This window comes from Sphingomonas natans, assembly GCF_030546695.1.
In the GTDB taxonomy this organism is placed as follows: domain Bacteria; phylum Pseudomonadota; class Alphaproteobacteria; order Sphingomonadales; family Sphingomonadaceae; genus Sphingomonas_I; species Sphingomonas_I natans.
On the sequence record NZ_JAUOTP010000001.1, the window covers coordinates 732,991 to 749,207 of the forward strand.

The following is a 16,217-nucleotide window of genomic DNA, read 5'->3' on the forward strand; positions in this document are numbered from 1 at the left end:
GCTCCGTTCGTTTGGCTTGGCGCCGATCCTGTCCTAGGCGCACCAGCCATGACGCACCAGATTCATATCGTCGGCGGCGGGCTCGCCGGATCCGAAGCCGCCTGGCAACTGGCGGAGGCCGGCATCAAGGTCCGCCTGTCCGAAATGCGCGGCGTGGAAGGCACGCCTGCGCACCATACGGATAGCCTCGCCGAGCTCGTCTGTTCGAACAGCTTCCGCTCGGACGATGCCGCCAACAATGCGGTTGGGCTGCTTCATGCCGAGATGCGCGAACTGGGCTCGCTGATCCTGAAGACCGCCGACGCGCACCGCGTCCCCGCCGGATCGGCCCTCGCGGTGGATCGCGACGGCTTCGCGATCGGCGTGACGCAGGCGATCGCGGCGCATCCGAATATCGATCTCGTCCGCGAACGCGTCGATGCGCTGCCCGAGGGGCCCGCGATCCTCGCCACCGGTCCGCTGACCGGCGCCGCGCTGGCCGAGGCGATCCGCGCGGAAACGGGCGAGGATGCGCTCGCTTTCTTCGATGCGATCGCGCCGATCGTCCACCGCGAGAGCATCGACATGGACACCGCCTGGTTCCAGTCGCGGTGGAATAAGGGCGACGGGCATGATTACATCAACTGCCCGATGAACAAGGACGAATATCTCGCCTTCCACGATGCCTTGCTGACCGGCGAGAAGGGCGAGTTCAAGGAGTGGGAGAAGAACACGCCGTACTTCGAGGGCTGCATGCCGATCGAGGTGATGGCCGATCGCGGCACGGATACGCTGCGCTACGGGCCGATGAAGCCCGTCGGCCTCGACGATCCGCGCACCGGCCGCTGGCCCTATGCGGTCGTCCAGCTGCGCCAGGACAATGCGCTGGGGACGCTCTGGAACATCGTCGGTTTTCAGACGAAGCTCAAACATGCCGAGCAGGTCCGCATCTTCCGGATGATCCCCGGGCTGCAGCATGCCGAATTCGCGCGGCTGGGCGGGCTCCACCGCAACACCTTCATCCAGAGCCCCAAGCTGCTGGATCGCACCTTGCGCCTGCGCGGCCGCCCGAACATCCGCTTCGCCGGCCAGATCACCGGCTGCGAAGGCTATGTCGAGAGCGCCGCGATCGGGCTGATGGCGGGCCGCTTCGCCGTCGCCGAGCTCGCCGGCGCCGAACTCGCATCCCCGCCGATCGAGACCGCGCTGGGCGCCTTGCTCAGCCACGTGACGGGCGGCGCGACGGCGGAGACGTTCCAGCCGATGAACGTCAATTTCGGGCTCTTCCCGCCGATCCCGGGCAAGACGAAGAAGACCGAGCGCAAGGCGCTGATCACGGCGCGCGCGCGCGAAGCGCTCGCGGGCTGGATCGCTGCCTGAACCATCGTCATCAATCCGCAATGCAAAGGCTCCACGGGCGCAGCATGGCCAAACTTCTGATCGCGTCGCTTCTCGCTCTGCTTGCCCCCGCCGCCGCCAGCGCTGCGATGCCGCCCCGCCCCAAGCTGATCGTCATGATCGCGGTCGATCAATTCTCGGCCGAATTGTGGGATCGCTATCGCGGCAGCTTCACCGGCGGGCTCAAGCGCCTCGACGGCGGCATCGCCTTTGGCAACGGCTACCAAAGCCACGCCGCGACCGAGACGTGCCCAGGCCATTCGACGATGCTGACCGGGCGGCATCCGTCGGGCACCGGGATCGTTGCCAATGAGTGGATCGATCGCGCGACGGGCAAGAGCGTCTATTGCGTGTCCGTCCCCGGCCAGCCCGACGCCGATGCGCGCGGGCCACAGAATTTGCGCGCCGAGACGTTGGGCGACTGGATGAAGGCCGCCGATCCGGCCAGCCGCGTCGTCACCGTCTCGGGCAAGGATCGCGCCGCGATCATGCTCGCCGGCCACAAGGCCGATGCCGTCTATTGGTGGAATGACGGCGACGGCTTCGTCACCTCGCCGCTCGCCGGCCCGGCCACGCCCGCGGTCACCGAACCCGCCGCGCGCTTCAATGCCGATGTCCTTGCCCGCTGGCGCGCGGCCCCGCCCGCTCTGTGGCCCGCCCAGGCGCCAGCCAGCTGCACCGCGCTCGCCAGGCCGCACGTCTTCGGCAGCTTCGCGGAATCGGGGCAGATCCCGCCGGAATTCGCGCAGGGCGTGACGGACAAACCGGACTTCCCGGCTTCCAAGGCCTTCCAGCTCCAACTGCGCAGCAGCGCCTTGTTCGATCCGCTGGTGGCGGACTTCGCCGATCGGGTGATCGACGGGATGAAGCTTGGCCGCGGCCCCGCGACCGATCTGCTCGGCGTCTCCTTCTCCGCCACCGATTATGTCGGCCACCGCTACGGCAATGGCGGCGCGGAAATGTGCGTGCAGATGCAGGTGGTCGACGCCGCGATCGGCCGCCTGCTTGCCAAGCTCGACAGTCTCGGCGTGCCCTATGTCGTCGCGCTGACCGCCGATCATGGCGGCACCGATGCCGCCGAGCGCGAGACGGAAAACGGCACACCGGCGCAGCGCGTCGACGCCAAGGGCCTGGCGGCTGCGCTGAACAGCGCGCTGCGAAGCAAGATGGGCCTGCCCGAAGCGCCCTTCATCTATGCGGAGGCGAACGAGCTTTTCCTGCGCCCGGGCTTCGATCCCGCGCTCGCTGGCCCGGTGACCGCGGAGGCCGTCGCATGGCTCCGGACGCGGCCCGAAGTGGCAGAGGTCGTGACGCGTGCCGAAGTCGCCGCAGTGCCCTTGCCCCGGGGCGGGCCCGCCGCGCTCAGCCATGCGCAGCGTTTTCGCGAGAGCTACGATCCCGAGCGGACCGGCGACATCCTGATCTCGTTCCGCGAGCGCGCCAGCATCGGCCTGCCCGTGAAGTTCGGCGACTCGGTCGCGGGCCATGGCAGCATCTGGGATTATGACCGGCGCGTGCCGATCCTGTTCTGGTGGCCGGGCGTGCGGGGCCGCGTGCGCGCCGAGGGGATCGAAACGGTCGATATCGCGCCGACATTGGCCGCGTTGGCGCAGGTCCCCGCGCCGATCGTCGACGGCGTCTGCCTCCACCGTGTCGCAGGACGCTCCTGCCGCTAGAGCCGACAAAAGTTAGGCTTGTTTCCAGCACCCTGCGATTTCGCGGGGCGCGCTTCGTCGCGTGTCGCAACTGTTGCGCGAAGGTCACTATCCGCGACTTCCGTTAATGCTTTCCTGCATTTCGCACGGTCCGCGCTTGCAAAGCGCGTCACGAAACTGAAGCATCGGAACCGGAGCAGAGAAACCAAGCTGCTTCCAAGCCATACAGGCAGTTTAGAGCGTCGCAGGAACATCGAACGCAGGAAAGCAGCGCCGAACCTCGAAAATCGAGGGTTCGGCGAACGGATTTCTGCGTCTCGGAACAATGGGCAAAACATAAGGCCAGCCCGGGCCAGCAGAGAGGAACCTGAGCGGCGACGTGTTTCGCCAATACCGGGGATATCTCCAATGCCCATTTCGCGCTCGACCTCTCTCCTCGCCCTCGCGGTGGCCCTTGCCGGTGCCGCGCCCGCTTTCGCTGCCGATCCGGCGCCGCCTTCGAACGAGGCAGGCACCAGCGCGCCCGACGATGCGATCATCGTCACCGGCACGCGCGCCATCGGTATCACGGCTGCCGAGAGCGCCGCGCCGATCAAGCTCGTCAGCTCCGAAGCGATCAGCCATGTCGGTCAGCCGAACCTCAATCAGGTGCTGACCCAGCTGGTCCCGAGCTTCACCGCGCAGGCCTTCGGCGGCGATGCCGCGAACCTGACGCTCTCCGCCGCGCTGCGCGGCCTCAACCCGAACCAGACGCTGGTGCTCGTCAACGGCAAGCGCCGTCACGGCACCGCGAACCTTCAGGTTCTGTCCAGCGCGTTCCAGGGCGGAGCGGCGCCCGATCTCGATTATATTACGCCCGCCTCGGTCGACCATATCGAAGTCCTCACCGATGGCGCGTCCGCCCAATATGGATCCGATGCCATTGCCGGCGTCATCAACATCATCCTGAAGAAGAAGGCCGGCGGCCAGTTCTCGGCGACGGGCGGCCAATATTATGACGGCGACGGCGAGACCGCCTCGACCTCGCTGAATTACGGCATCACCAACGATCGCGGCTATCTGAACCTGACCGCTTTCTATCGCTTCCACAATTTCAGCCAGCGCGGCCAGCAGGACATCCGCGTCCTCGATCCGGTCACGAACGCACCGACCGTCACCGGCGCGCTCGCCGCCGATTATGCGTCGATGGTCGATTATCCGCGGATCAACCCGATCGTGGGCGATGCCCGCTCGCACTTCGGCGTCGGCTCGTTCAACGCCGGCTTCGACGCGACCGACAATCTCTCTTTCTACGCCTTCGGCACCGTCGGCTATCGCGATGCCAAGGCCTATGAGAATGTCCGCCTGCCGAACCGCCTCGTCCGCACCGCGGTGCTCGGCGTCGATCCGGGCACCGTCTCGGCCGCGGTCTATAACGCGACGGCCGCCGCCAATCCCGCCTTCATCTTCTCGCGCACCGGCTTCCGCCCGCAGGAAGCGTTCAAGGAAACCGATTACTCGGCGACCGGCGGCGCCAAGGGATCGGTCGCAGGCTGGACCTGGGACGTCAGCAGCACCTTCGGCCTCGATCAGGCACGGGTCTACACGCTGAACTCCGCCAACCGGAACCTGTTCATCGATACGGGATCGACGCCGACCGACTTCTACGATGGCAAGTTCGAGAATTTCGAATGGACCTCGAACCTCGATCTCACGCACAGCTTCGGCGACGTGGCCCTGCTGGCTGCCGGCGCCGAATATCGTCTCAACAGCTACACGATCTCGGCGGGCGATCCTTTCTCTTATTACAAGACCGGTGCGCAGTCCTTCCCCGGCTACAGCCCCGCGGCCTCGGGCGGACATCAGCGCCATAACTGGGCAGTCTATGCCGATCTGGCGCTGACTCCCGTCGAAGGGCTGAAGCTCGACGGCGCGGTCCGCTACGAGGATTATTCGGACTTCGGCAACAAGACGACGTGGAAGATCACGGGCCGCTACGATTTCAACGACATGATCGCGATCCGCGGCACGGCCTCGACCGGCTTCCGCGCCCCGACGCTGGCGGAGTCCTTCTACACGCAGGTCAACGTCTCGCCGAACTCGTCCTTCGTGCAGCTGGCGGCCAACTCCCCGGCGGCGAAGATCCTCGGCATTCCCGATCTGAAGCCCGAGACCTCGACCAACTTTTCGGGTGGCTTCGTCTTCCGGCCGGTCTCGCGCCTGACGGTGACGATCGACGCCTTCCAGATCCGCCTCAAGAACCGGATCGTCGGCAGCTCGCAGATCAACAGCCTCACGGTCGGCGACGCGGTGTTCCGCGCCGCGCAGGCATCGGGCTACACGCTCGAGACCTTCGCCAATTCGGGCATCGTCGCCTTCGTCAACGGGCCGACGACGCGCACGCGCGGCGTGGACATCGTCGCGAGCTACGATGCCGATCTGGGATCGATGGGCCGCGCCAGCTTCACGCTGTCGGGCGCCTACAACAAGACGACGCTCCGGGCCGTCGGCTCGAACCCGGGCCCGATCGCGGCGCTCGGCCAATCGGTGTTCGACATCTCGCAGCAGAGCTATCTGACGGATGCGGCGCCGAAGCTGAAGCTGATCGGCGGCGTGAACTGGAACGTGGGTCCGTTCAGCGTCACGGCGCGCGAGACCTATTACACCAAGACCAGTGCCATCTATAACGATGGCGGCGGGCTCTACACGCCGACGCGGATCAAGTCGGCGGGGATCACCGATCTCGAGATCGGCTACAAGCTGACGCCGAGCCTGACGCTTTCGGCAGGTGCCAACAACCTGTTCGACAAGAATCCGGAAGCCGAGCCCTATCTCGCCGCGTTCGGCGAAACGGCCGGCGGCGGCGTCGTCTACAACCAGCCGCTGACCTACTCGCCTTACGGCATCAACGGCGGCTATTATTACGGTCGGGTCACCTTCGACTTCTGAGCCTGAAGCAAGGGGCGCCGATCGGTTCGGCGCCCCTTTTTCTATCGCCGCTTGACCCAGGAGCGGCGCCAATCGATCAATGATATCCGGCGTGTCCGAGACGACGACGCCGGGATGAGGGGACTTTCGATGAGCATGACGCGCCGCGCCTTTCTCGAGCGGCTCAGCGCCGTCGGCGGCACCACTTTGATGCTGATGGGCCTCGAGGCGTTCGGCATGGGCATCGCCTCCGCCCAGACCGCCCCGCCCCCGCTCCAAGGCGGCGGCGCCGGCAAGAAGGTCATCATCCTCGGTGCGGGCGTCGCGGGGCTCACCTCGGCCTACGAACTCGGCAAGGCCGGCTATGACGTGACCGTGATCGAGGCGCGCGCCTTCGCCGGCGGCCGATCGCAGACCGCACGCAAGGGCTTCCAGCTGACCGAATTGGGCGGCGAGACGCAGACCTGCAATTTCGACGAAGGCCAGTATATCAATCACGGGCCCTGGCGGATCCCGTTCCACCACCGCTCGACGCTCCATTATATCAAGGAGTTCGGCGTCGAGGTGGAGCTGTTCAACAACGACAATGACAACAGCTTCATGTATTTCACCAAGGGCAGCGGCCCCCTGGCGAACAAGCCGATCCGCAAGCGCGAGGTCGCGGCCGACATGCGCGGGCATACTGCCGACATCTTCGCCAAGCTCGCGCAGAACGGCGCTCTCGACAAGCAGATGGACGCCGCCGATCGCGAGCAGTTCCTCGCCTACCTGTCGGCCGAAGGCTATCTGAAGGGCGACGCGCACGATTATCACGGCGCCGAAGGCCGCGGCTGGATCACCAAGCCCGGCGCGGGCCTCGTCGCGGGCGAGGAAGCGCCGATCTACAAGCTGGGCGACGTGCTCCATTCGGAAGCGTGGAAGGTGCTGTCGTCGATCACCGACTGGGACCAGCAGCGCACGATGTTCCAGCCGAAGGGCGGCATGTACATGCTGCCGATGGGCTTCGTGACCAAGGGCGGGGTCGGCGAGAAGATCGTCTATTCCACCGTCGTCGAGAAGATCCGCCAGAATGCCAAGGGCGTCGAGATTTCGGTCGTCAACGGCGAAGGCAAGCGCAGCACGGTCAAGGGCGACTATTGCATCTGCACGATTCCGCTGTCCGTCCTCAAGTCGATCGACACGGGCTTCTCCGCGCCGTTCAAGGCGGCGATGGACGGCTGCGCCTATGCGCCGGTCGGCAAGATCGGCCTCCAGATGAAGCGCCGCTTCTGGGAGGAGGATCACTGGATCTATGGCGGGCACGTTTACACCGACAATAGCGAGATCGGCTCGATCTCGCTGCCCTCCACCAACTGGCTCGGCAAGAAGGGCACCCTGCTCGGTTACTATCAGTTCATGGGCGATGCCGCGAAGGTGAGCGCGCTCTCGCCCGCGGATCGCGCCAAGTTCGCGGTCGATTTCGGGCAGAAGGTGTTCCCGGCTTATGCCGAGAGCTTCGAGACCGCTTTCTCGGTCGCCTGGCACCGCGTCCAATATAATCTCGGCGGCTGGGGCATGTGGAGCGACGAGGCGCGCGCGCGCGATTATCCGGTGTTGCTGCAGCCGCAGGGCCGCGTCTATCTGGCCGGCGAGCATCTGAGCCATATCGGCGGCTGGCAGGCCGGCGGGATCGAAAGTGCCTGGATGCAGATCGATGCGTTGCATAAGCGCGCTTCCGCCGCCGCCTGATTTCTCTGACAGGATCGACCATGATGAAGTTCGGTTTCGCTTTTCTCGCCGTTGCCACCCTCGCCGCCCCCGCGTTCGCCGCGCCGGACGGCAAGGCCCTGTTCGCCGCCAATTGCGCCGCCTGCCACCAGGGGGCGGGCCAGGGCATCCCCGGCGCCTTCCCGGCGCTGGCCAGGAACAAGTTCGTCGTCGGCGACCCGAAGCTCGTCGCCGCGACCGTGCTGAACGGGCGCGGCGGGATGCCGGCGTTCCGCGATTCACTGAAGGACGATCAGCTGGCCGCGACGGTCAGCTTCGTGCGGATGAGCTGGGGCAACAAGGCCCCCGCCATCCCGCCCGCGATCTTCGCGGCCGTCCGCACCGGCAAGATGAAGACCGAAAGGCCGATGCCCGTCCATTGACCGCGAGCGGCGGGCGCCTGCTCCGCCGCCGATCGCGACAGGCTCCACGAGGCCGTCCGGTGTCGTGGAAGTTGACAAAGTTGACACTACGTCACCTCCCGGGACGGCTCCTCCCGGGCGGAGCGAGGCGCCGCGACGATGCGGTCCGGCGGACCGTGCCGGGCAACAGTGTGTCACGGCGATTGCCGCCACCGAGCGCGTGGGCGCGTGAAGGCGTGCGAGGCGCGCGCCCGGGGAGAACGCGCGGTGCCCGGCGGCAAGCCGACCGCTGCGCCGGACGCGACAGCGGACGAGCGCCATGAGGCGATCCCGATCCGCCGAACAGCAGGGAGACGATCGGAACGCCTCCGGTCGGCATTGCGCACGAGCGCGATTGCGCAGGGAAAGCGATGCGAGCGGTGGCCAAGAGGACCGGCATGAGCGTGACTCCCGTTTCAAAAGTCCGGTAACATAACCTTTTTGGTTTCCTGTAGGACAGCGAATTGTCCCGCTGGCTCGCATCCGGCCGGGGATGATGCGCCATGGCCGGTCTTGTCGACGACTTCGATGTCGTGTCCGTCCGGATCGATCGGCGGGGTGGCAATGGTCGAGAAAGGCCGGCCGGGTCTCGCCCAGATGGACGTCCCTTCATCAGCCGCGCGAGCGCGGCGCAGGAGACTCGGGGCCGGCTCGTGACAGGAGGTCGCAACTGCATCGAGCCCGCGCCTTGCCGCGGAGAGGTGCGCCGTGATGGGAGGTCTGCAAGCGGCTGCCTTGCTTCGCTTCGCCCGCGCCGGCGATCCGCGCGTCCCGCCGCTAGAGCGGCGCGAGATCGCCCGCGAGCGTGGGGAGCAGCTCCGAGACGGTCGGGTGGATCGGGACTGCCCAGCGCAACGTATCGACCGCGGCGCCCGCGTTCATCAGATTGAGGATCGCATGGATCGCCTCGTCGCCGCCGGTGCCGAGGATCGCCGCGCCTAGGATCTTCTTCGTCTCCGCGTCCGCGATCAGGCTCATGAAGCCCAGGGTCTCGTCCTTCTCCACCGCGCGACCGACCTTCGTCATCGGGCGCTGGGCATAGAGAAGCGGCCGGCCGGTTTCCTTCGCCTGCGCGAGCGTCAGCCCCACGCGCCCGAGCGGGGGATCGATATAGAGCGCGTAGCCGAGCAGGCGATCGGAGACCTTGCGCGCCTCGCCGTCGAGCAGATTGGCGGCGACGATTTCGTAATCGTTCCAGGCGGTGTGGGTGAAGGCGCCCTTGCCGTTGCAATCGCCCATCGCCCAGACGCCGTCGACCGAGGTGGCGAGGCTATCGTCGACAATGATGTAGCCGCGCTTGTCGGTTGCGATGCCGGCGACATCGAGGCCGAGATCGTCGGTATTGGGGCGGCGGCCGGTCGCGAGCAGGACATGGCTGCCCTCGATCTGCGGATCGCCGTCGGTGCAGTCGACGCCGACGATGATACCGGTCTCGCCGCGCGCGAGCGTGATGCACTTGGCCGACGTGCGCACGGTGATGCCCTCACCTTCCAGAATATCGCGGATCGCCTCTGAGACGGCCTCGTCCTCGCGCGCGATCAGGCGCGGGCCCATCTCGACGATCGAGACCTTCGATCCGAAGCGGCAGAACATCTGTGCAAATTCGAGGCCAATATAGGAGCCGCCGACGACGACGAGATGCTCGGGTGGCTCGGTCAGCGCGATCATGCCGCTGTTGGTGAGATGCGGCACATCGCCGACGCCGGGCAGATCGGGAATGGCGGGGCGGCCGCCGACGTTAAGGAAGACGCGCGGCGCCGTGATCGTCTCGTTTCCGACGATGAGTTCATGCGGTCCGGTGAAGCGCGCCTGGCCGCGAAGCAACGTCAGCCCATCCATCCCCGCGAGCCAATCCTCGTTGCTCGTGCGGCTGTCGAGGATGACCTTTTCGGCGCGCGCATGAACCTTCGCCAGATCGACCGTGATCGCGCCGGTGCCGACTCCATAATCCGCGCCGCGCCGGGCGAGGTGCGCGGCATAGGCGCTGGCGACCATCGTCTTGGTCGGCTTGCAGCCGGTGTTGACGCAGGTGCCGCCGACATGGTGGCGCTCGACCAGCGCCACCTTCATTCCCATCGCCGCCAGGCGACCGGCAAGCGGTGTCCCCGCCTGTCCCGCGCCAACGATGATCGCGTCGAACGATCGGCTCATACTGCCGAGACGATCAGGAACGCGCCGACGAGCGCGACGGCATCTTCGAGCAAAGCGGCAGGGCGATCGCTGCCGAACGCCCTGGCGAGCGCGTGGCGTAGCGCAGCGCCGCCGAGCGTGCCGATCACCGCGCCGACGATGCCGGCGACGCCGCCCGTCCACAAAGCGCCGGCGGTCGCACCGATCGTCGCGCCGGCGAGCGCACCCATGACGATTCGCGCACCGAACTGGGGCGGCACCTTGCGGCTGGGGGTCGAGGGAAGCTGGTCGGTGACGAGTTCGGCGGCGGCGGCAAGCGCAAAGATCCAGGGGGTGAAGCGATAGCCCATGAAGGCGAGCCACGAGCCTTCGATCGGCCAGGCGTGGAAGCGCGCGGCGAGCGCGACGGCGGCGGGTGCGGTCATCGCGCGCAGGCCCGCGACGATTCCGATTAGCAGAGCGAGAATGAGGATCATGGGCAGCCTCCCGGCGCCGTGCTGGCGCCCACGCAGGCTAAACTCGTTTCGCCCCGGTTACTACCGTGTCAGGCGAGGCTGACGCCGTCGACGAAGACGCGGTCCGCGGCAGCGAGCGTTCCGATCACGCGGACGCGCTTCTCGACCTCGTCGACGGGCATGCGCGGGAGCTCCAGCCAGTAGCGGCCGCCCATGTCGCGGCGCAGGTAGAAACCGCCGCCCTCGCGCATCAGCATGCCGGTTTCATCGATCGGGGCGCCTGCATCCATCCCGCTTCCTATCGCGGCGTGCCGACCGCATCCATCCCGCTTTTGTGCGACGGACGGGGGAACGGACGGAGCCTCGGCTGGTTCGATGGCCGAAGGAGATTTCGATCATGGCAGACAATGCAAACCAGAAGCCCGGCCTCACCACCTTCGGCTGGCTCGCGCTCGGCGCGACCGCCGCGGCGGTGCTTTCCAGCCCGGCGCGCCGCGAGAAACTGAAGGCGGCCGCAGGCGGCCTGTTCGACAAGTTCTCGCCCGCCGCCAAGACGACGACCGACACGACGATCTGATCCTCCCGGGCGGGGCCTTGCGCCTCGCCCGTCTTTCTTCAGGCGATGATATCGGGGATCAGCATCCCCTCGAGTGCCGCCACTTCGTCCTTCAGCCTGAGCTTGCGCTTCTTGAGGCGGGCGAGCTGCATCTGATCGGTGGCGGGCGCGAAGACGAGCGCGTCGATCGCCGCATCCAGATCGCGATGCTCCTGCCGAAGCTCGCCGATGCGGCGGATGATCTCGGCTTCGTCCATCTGCGCACCATTCCCCGAAGCGGCCCCGGACAGGGTGGTAGGGCGTCGCATCCCGGCGCTCAAGCCGCCCCACGCACGGACCGTCGATTAGACTGATGTAGCGCAAGACAGGGGGTCTGATCCGTGTTCTACTTACCTCCCCCAAGCGAAGGAGGAGTGAGTCGATGGCAGATTCCCATTCTCAATCTCTGGTCGCCAAGCATGCCCTGCTTGACGCACAGATCCTGACCGAGACGCGCCGTCCCCGACCCGACGAGATCATCCTTCACGCGCTCAAGAAACAGAAGCTCAAGCTGAAGGAGACCATCGCGAGGCTGACCACTTAGCCAGCGATGATGACGCTTTGACGTCGAAGAGGCCCGGACCCGCGTTTCCCCCGCGGTCCGGGCCTTTTTTGTGAGCTAGTTCTTCAGTTTGTAGCCCGAGCGGAGCATCGCGTAGCAGATCGCGCCCAGGACGATGTTGACGACCAGCAGGATGATCCCGCCGATCAACACCGGCGCATCCGCCTGCCCCAGGAAGCCGTAGCGAAAACCGGAGATCACGTAGAAGAACGGGTTGGCGTGGCTGATCGCGCGGAACGCACCGTGCAGCCCTTCGATCGAATAGAAGGTCCCGGAGAGCAGCGACAGCGGCTGGACGATGAAGTTGGTGATCGTCGCATTGTGATCGAATTTTTCGGCCCAGATCGAGACGATCACGCCGAACAGCGCCATCATCCCCGCCCCCGCCAGCGCGAACCAGATCACGGCGAGCGGATGGATCGGGAAGACCGCTCCGCCCGGCCACAGCAGCATCGCGAGCCACACGACGACGCCGACGAGCAACGCCCGCGTCACCGCCGCGCCGGCGAGCGCCGCGAGCAGCTCGCCATTTGACAGCGGCGGCATCAGATAATCGATGATCGTGCCCTGCATCTTGCCGACCATCAGCGAGAAGCTGGCATTGGCGAAGCTGTTCTGGAGCATCGCCATCATGATCAGGCCGGGTGCGGCGAACGTGGCGAAGGGGAATCCCATCACGAGATTGCCGCCGCGCCCGAAGGCGATCGAGAAAACCATGAGCAAAAGCAGCGCCGAGAAGGCCGGGGCCCAGATCGTCTGCAGTTGCACCTTGAAGAACCGACGCACCTCCTTCACATAAAGGGCGCGCAATCCCCCCCAGTTGATCGTCGGGATCACCGGTTCTCCGGGGGCGTGATGACTTTTATCCAGCGGGGTGGCCATGGCTTTGCGCCTAGTCGCCGTGCGGCGGGGCGGCAAGCGCCCTGCTAATGATTGATGAGGAACCTGTCCCAATGTCGTGGACCGACGAGCGTATCGACCAGCTGAAGCAGGCCTGGGAGGCCGGGATGACCGCCAGCCAGATCGCCGAGAGCCTCGGCGGGGTCAGCCGCAATGCCGTGATCGGGAAGGCGCATCGCCTGGGCCTGCAATCGCGCCCGTCGCCGGTGAAGCCGACCGAGACGGTCGCTGCGCCCGTCGCCGCCGCGCCCGAGCCCGTCGTCAGCGAAGCGCCCGCCGCGCCGCCGCCGCCGGCACCGGCTGCGCCCGTTGCCGCAGCGCCCGCACCGGTTGCCGCGGCGCCGGTCGCTCCTGTCGCTGCTCCCTCGGCAGCAGCAGCCGGACCGGCGGTTCCCGCCGTGCCCGCGCCCGACCAGCCGATCATGCGATCGATCGGCCCCGGCGGCTTCACCCGCCAGAATCCGCACGAGCAGCAGGCGCCGATCCCGCCCGCGCCGCCGCGCCGGCTCGTCCCCGCGAAGCCGTCTGCCGAAATGGCGGACAAGACCTCGCTGCTCGAGCTCAACGATCGCATCTGCAAGTGGCCGCTCGGCCACCCCGGCGAGCCCGATTTCCACTTCTGCGGCCAGCAGGTGAACCCCGGTTTTCCCTATTGCCTGAGCCACTGCTCGGTCGCGTATCAGGCGCAGCTCCCGCGTCGCGATCGCCGCCCGCCGCCGCCTCTGCCTTATGGCGGCCCGCGCGTCCGCTAAGCATGGATATCGCGGCGCAATCCGGCGTTATGCCGGGATGCGCCGCTTCTCCCCCTTCGCCGCCTTGCTCCTCGCGTTGGCGGCCTCCGTGCCCGCTGCCGCGACGGACGACGATCTGCGCTCGGTCGCCGGCATGGCGCAGCACAATCGCGTTCTGCTCGTCTTCGCGCCTTCGATGCGGGATGGCCGGCTCGAGGCGCAGCGCCAGGCGATGTCGCGCTTCGCCGCCGGGGCCCTCGCGCGCGATCTCGTGATCGTGCAGGTCGCGGAGGGCAAGGTGATCGGCGCGCATGACGTGGATCGCAAGCTGCGTCGGCGCTTCACGACCCCCGCCCCGCGCTTCCGCGCGCTCCTGATCGGCAAGGACGGCCGCGTGGCGATCGACAGCGCCACCCCGCTCGACGAGCACCGGCTGCAGGCGGCGATCGATGCGATGCCGATGCGCCAGGAGGAAGTCCGCCGCGCCAAGGCGGGCGAAGGCGTCGCGCGCGACTGATCGCCGCTGACAGCGCCGCTTGCGCGCGCTACGCAGGGCGCGATGTCCGATGATGATCTCTTCGCCGCCAACACCCCCGTCCCCGGAACCTACGACGCCTCGTCGATCGAGGTGCTGGAAGGCCTGGAGCCCGTCCGCCGCCGGCCGGGCATGTATATCGGCGGGATCGACGAACGTGCGCTCCACCATCTCGTCGCCGAAATCCTCGACAATGCGATGGACGAGGCGGTCGCGGGGCATGCGACGCGGATCGAGGTGACGTTGGCGCCGGGCAACCGGATCACGATCACCGACAATGGCCGCGGCATGCCCGTGGACCCGCATCCCAAATTTCCGGGCAAGTCGGCGCTCGAAGTCATCATGACGATGCTTCATTCGGGCGGCAAATTCTCGAACAAGGCCTATGCGACGTCGGGCGGGCTGCACGGCGTCGGCATCAGCGTCGTCAATGCGCTGTCGAGCGATACGGTGATCGAGGTGGCGCGCGACAAGCAGGTCCACCGCCAGACCTATTCACGCGGCCTGCCTACCTCGAAGCTGGAGGTGATCGGCCAGACGCAGAACCGGCGCGGCACGAGCGTGGCCTTTACGCCCGACACCGAGATCTTCGGCGAAACGATGCGCTTCAAGCCGACGCGGCTCTACCGGCTCGCGCGCTCGAAGGCCTATCTCTATGCGGGCGTCGAGATACGCTGGCATTGCGATGCGTCGCTGATCGGCGACGACACGCCCGCAGAAGCGGTGTTCCAGTTTCCGGGCGGGCTTTCGGATCACCTGAAGGAACAGCTCGGCACTCGCGAATGCGCGACCGCCGATCCGTTCGTCGGCCGGCAGGATTTTCCGGATGCGCAAGGCTCGGTCGAATGGGCGGTCGCGTGGCCGCTCCATTCGGACGGGTCGTACAGCTATTATTGCAACACGATCCCGACGCCCGATGGCGGTACGCACGAGCAAGGCCTGCGCGCGGCGCTCGTGAAGGCGGTGCGCGGGTTCGGCGAACTGGTCGGCAACAAGAAAGCCAAGGACATCGCGCCCGAGGACGTGACGAGCGAGATCGAGCTGATGCTCTCGGTCTTCATCCGCGACCCGCAATTCCAGAGCCAGACCAAGGATCGGCTGACGAGCCCCGAGGCGGCGCGGCTCGTGGAAAGCGCGATCCGCGACCATGTCGACCATTTCCTCTCGGACAATATGGAGCGGGGCAAGTCGTTGCTCGGCTTCGTGCTCGATCGGATGGACGATCGGCTGCGGCGCAAGGCCGAGCGCGAGGTCAAGCGCAAGACCGCCACATCGGGGCGCAAGGTCCGCCTGCCCGGCAAGCTGACCGATTGCGCGAACGACGATCCCGCAGGCACCGAATTGTTCATCGTCGAGGGGGACAGCGCAGGCGGCTCCGCCAAGCAGGCGCGCGATCGCAAGCTGCAGGCGATCCTGCCGATCCGCGGCAAGATCCTGAACGTCGCCTCGGCCGCATCGATGAAGATCGCCGCCAACCAGGAGATCGCCGATCTGACGCTGGCGCTGGGCTGCGGCACGCGCGACAAATGCGATGCGACCGCTCTTCGCTACGAGCGGATCATCATCATGACCGACGCCGACGTCGACGGCGCGCATATCGCAACCTTGCTGATGACCTTCTTCTTCCAGGAGATGGCGGCGATCGTCCGCGACGGGCGCATCTTCCTCGCCCAGCCGCCGCTCTATCGGCTCACCGCGGGCGGCAAGAGCCTCTACGCGCAGGACGAGGCGCAGCGCGCGTCGCTGGAGGCCAAGGAGTTCAAGGGCAAAAAGGTCGAGGTCTCGCGCTTCAAGGGTCTGGGCGAGATGAACCCGCAGCAATTGCGCGAGACGACGATGGACCCGAAAAGCCGGACCCTGATCAGGATCACGCTGCCGCAGGAATATGAGGAGCGCGCGGTGGTCCGCGATCTCGTCGATCGGCTGATGGGCAAGAATCCCGAGCATCGCTTCGCGTTCATCCAGGCCAATGCGAGCGCGCTGGACGAGGAAGCGATCGACGCCTGAGGGACAGGTTCCGCGGTGGCACGGCTAATGCCCGCTTCGATGCGACACGCGTCGCACCGTCGCGACGCTAACGAACAGTTCAGCACTCTGCGCCATCTGGCGTCGGCCCGCGAACAGCTATTCGGCGGATACCGTAGTGCTACTGTAGTAATGATACGGCATCCGCGTAAATCGCACGATATGCATTGAGCCTGCATGCTGCTTCCATCAGTTGGA

At 66.6% G+C, this 16,217-nt stretch carries 15 protein-coding genes; 10 read left to right on the top strand and 5 right to left on the bottom strand.

The annotated features are described in order from the left end of the window. Positions 1-48 precede the first annotated feature (48 nt). The 5 genes from trmFO (at position 49) to Q4F19_RS03560 (ending at position 8,068) form a co-directional block, all read left to right on the top strand. The gene (gene trmFO / locus Q4F19_RS03540) at positions 49-1,359 is read left to right on the top strand and encodes a methylenetetrahydrofolate--tRNA-(uracil(54)-C(5))-methyltransferase (FADH(2)-oxidizing) TrmFO (protein ID WP_303539852.1); all 1,311 of its coding nucleotides are present in this window, start codon (positions 49-51) and stop codon (positions 1,357-1,359) included. Positions 1,360-1,403: 44 nt separating this feature from the next. Next, a complete protein-coding gene (locus tag Q4F19_RS03545) occupies positions 1,404-3,053 on the top strand; it encodes an alkaline phosphatase family protein (protein ID WP_303539854.1) in 1,650 nt (549 codons plus the stop codon). 387 nt (positions 3,054-3,440) lie between these two features. Continuing rightward, positions 3,441-5,960, top strand: a complete 2,520-nt coding sequence (locus Q4F19_RS03550) for a TonB-dependent receptor plug domain-containing protein (protein WP_303539856.1) — start codon at positions 3,441-3,443, stop codon at positions 5,958-5,960. Between the two features lie 129 nt (positions 5,961-6,089). Next, entirely contained in the window at positions 6,090-7,667 is a 1,578-nt protein-coding gene (locus tag Q4F19_RS03555; RefSeq protein ID WP_303539858.1) for a flavin monoamine oxidase family protein, read from the top strand. A 23-nt stretch (positions 7,668-7,690) separates the two neighbouring features. Continuing rightward, a complete protein-coding gene (locus tag Q4F19_RS03560) occupies positions 7,691-8,068 on the top strand; it encodes a c-type cytochrome (protein WP_303539860.1) in 378 nt (125 codons plus the stop codon). A gap of 795 nt (positions 8,069-8,863) precedes the next feature. Here Q4F19_RS03560 and Q4F19_RS03565 read toward each other — a convergent pair. The 3 genes from Q4F19_RS03565 to Q4F19_RS03575 all read right to left on the bottom strand — a co-directional run bounded on the left by Q4F19_RS03565 (position 8,864) and on the right by Q4F19_RS03575 (position 10,961). Beyond that, entirely contained in the window at positions 8,864-10,237 is a 1,374-nt protein-coding gene (locus tag Q4F19_RS03565; protein ID WP_303539862.1) for an FAD-containing oxidoreductase, read from the bottom strand. Continuing rightward, the gene (locus tag Q4F19_RS03570; protein WP_303539864.1) at positions 10,234-10,692 is read right to left on the bottom strand and encodes a DUF4126 domain-containing protein; all 459 of its coding nucleotides are present in this window, start codon (positions 10,690-10,692) and stop codon (positions 10,234-10,236) included. Before Q4F19_RS03570 ends, Q4F19_RS03565 begins: the two co-directional genes overlap by 4 nt. A gap of 68 nt (positions 10,693-10,760) precedes the next feature. Next, entirely contained in the window at positions 10,761-10,961 is a 201-nt protein-coding gene (locus Q4F19_RS03575) for a DUF5818 domain-containing protein (RefSeq protein ID WP_303539866.1), read from the bottom strand. Positions 10,962-11,068: 107 nt separating this feature from the next. On the opposite strand from Q4F19_RS03575, the gene Q4F19_RS03580 reads away from it, so the two are divergent. Further along, positions 11,069-11,248, top strand: coding sequence for a hypothetical protein (locus tag Q4F19_RS03580; RefSeq protein WP_303539867.1), 180 nt, complete (start codon positions 11,069-11,071; stop codon positions 11,246-11,248). Positions 11,249-11,286: 38 nt separating this feature from the next. On the opposite strand, the gene Q4F19_RS03585 is transcribed toward Q4F19_RS03580, so the two are convergent. Then, positions 11,287-11,484: a YdcH family protein gene (locus tag Q4F19_RS03585; RefSeq protein ID WP_303539869.1), complete on the bottom strand. Its 198-nt coding sequence runs from the start codon at positions 11,482-11,484 to the stop codon at positions 11,287-11,289. A gap of 164 nt (positions 11,485-11,648) precedes the next feature. On the opposite strand from Q4F19_RS03585, the gene Q4F19_RS03590 reads away from it, so the two are divergent. Next, entirely contained in the window at positions 11,649-11,810 is a 162-nt protein-coding gene (locus Q4F19_RS03590; RefSeq protein WP_303539870.1) for a DUF465 domain-containing protein, read from the top strand. Between the two features lie 75 nt (positions 11,811-11,885). Here Q4F19_RS03590 and Q4F19_RS03595 read toward each other — a convergent pair whose 3' ends face one another. After that, positions 11,886-12,710: an ABC transporter permease gene (locus Q4F19_RS03595; RefSeq protein ID WP_303539872.1), complete on the bottom strand. Its 825-nt coding sequence runs from the start codon at positions 12,708-12,710 to the stop codon at positions 11,886-11,888. Between the two features lie 71 nt (positions 12,711-12,781). On the opposite strand from Q4F19_RS03595, the gene Q4F19_RS03600 reads away from it, so the two are divergent. From Q4F19_RS03600 to parE, 3 genes are read left to right on the top strand one after another with little or no spacing between them, the layout of a single operon-like run. After that, a complete protein-coding gene (locus Q4F19_RS03600) occupies positions 12,782-13,480 on the top strand; it encodes a GcrA family cell cycle regulator (protein WP_303539874.1) in 699 nt (232 codons plus the stop codon). A 37-nt stretch (positions 13,481-13,517) separates the two neighbouring features. Then, positions 13,518-13,976, top strand: a complete 459-nt coding sequence (locus Q4F19_RS03605; RefSeq protein ID WP_303539876.1) for a DUF4174 domain-containing protein — start codon at positions 13,518-13,520, stop codon at positions 13,974-13,976. A 42-nt stretch (positions 13,977-14,018) separates the two neighbouring features. Then, positions 14,019-16,001: a DNA topoisomerase IV subunit B gene (gene parE / locus Q4F19_RS03610; protein ID WP_303539879.1), complete on the top strand. Its 1,983-nt coding sequence runs from the start codon at positions 14,019-14,021 to the stop codon at positions 15,999-16,001. The last annotated feature ends 216 nt before the right edge of the window (positions 16,002-16,217 follow it).

What these genes read in the sequence shown, in the direction of transcription:
- Q4F19_RS03595 (WP_303539872.1), bottom strand. Translation starts at nt 12,710, where the DNA reads ATGGCCACCCCGCTGGATAAAAGTCATCACGCCCCCGGAGAACCGGTG.
- Q4F19_RS03550 (WP_303539856.1), top strand. Translation starts at nt 3,441, where the DNA reads ATGCCCATTTCGCGCTCGACCTCTCTCCTCGCCCTCGCGGTGGCCCTT.
- Q4F19_RS03580 (WP_303539867.1), top strand. Translation starts at nt 11,069, where the DNA reads ATGGCAGACAATGCAAACCAGAAGCCCGGCCTCACCACCTTCGGCTGG.
- parE (WP_303539879.1), top strand. Translation starts at nt 14,019, where the DNA reads ATGTCCGATGATGATCTCTTCGCCGCCAACACCCCCGTCCCCGGAACC.
- Q4F19_RS03545 (WP_303539854.1), top strand. Translation starts at nt 1,404, where the DNA reads ATGGCCAAACTTCTGATCGCGTCGCTTCTCGCTCTGCTTGCCCCCGCC.
- Q4F19_RS03565 (WP_303539862.1), bottom strand. Translation starts at nt 10,237, where the DNA reads ATGAGCCGATCGTTCGACGCGATCATCGTTGGCGCGGGACAGGCGGGG.
- Q4F19_RS03575 (WP_303539866.1), bottom strand. Translation starts at nt 10,961, where the DNA reads ATGGATGCAGGCGCCCCGATCGATGAAACCGGCATGCTGATGCGCGAG.
- Q4F19_RS03605 (WP_303539876.1), top strand. Translation starts at nt 13,518, where the DNA reads ATGCGCCGCTTCTCCCCCTTCGCCGCCTTGCTCCTCGCGTTGGCGGCC.
- Q4F19_RS03590 (WP_303539870.1), top strand. Translation starts at nt 11,649, where the DNA reads ATGGCAGATTCCCATTCTCAATCTCTGGTCGCCAAGCATGCCCTGCTT.
- Q4F19_RS03560 (WP_303539860.1), top strand. Translation starts at nt 7,691, where the DNA reads ATGAAGTTCGGTTTCGCTTTTCTCGCCGTTGCCACCCTCGCCGCCCCC.
- trmFO (WP_303539852.1), top strand. Translation starts at nt 49, where the DNA reads ATGACGCACCAGATTCATATCGTCGGCGGCGGGCTCGCCGGATCCGAA.
- Q4F19_RS03555 (WP_303539858.1), top strand. Translation starts at nt 6,090, where the DNA reads ATGAGCATGACGCGCCGCGCCTTTCTCGAGCGGCTCAGCGCCGTCGGC.
- Q4F19_RS03600 (WP_303539874.1), top strand. Translation starts at nt 12,782, where the DNA reads ATGTCGTGGACCGACGAGCGTATCGACCAGCTGAAGCAGGCCTGGGAG.
- Q4F19_RS03585 (WP_303539869.1), bottom strand. Translation starts at nt 11,484, where the DNA reads ATGGACGAAGCCGAGATCATCCGCCGCATCGGCGAGCTTCGGCAGGAG.
- Q4F19_RS03570 (WP_303539864.1), bottom strand. Translation starts at nt 10,692, where the DNA reads ATGATCCTCATTCTCGCTCTGCTAATCGGAATCGTCGCGGGCCTGCGC.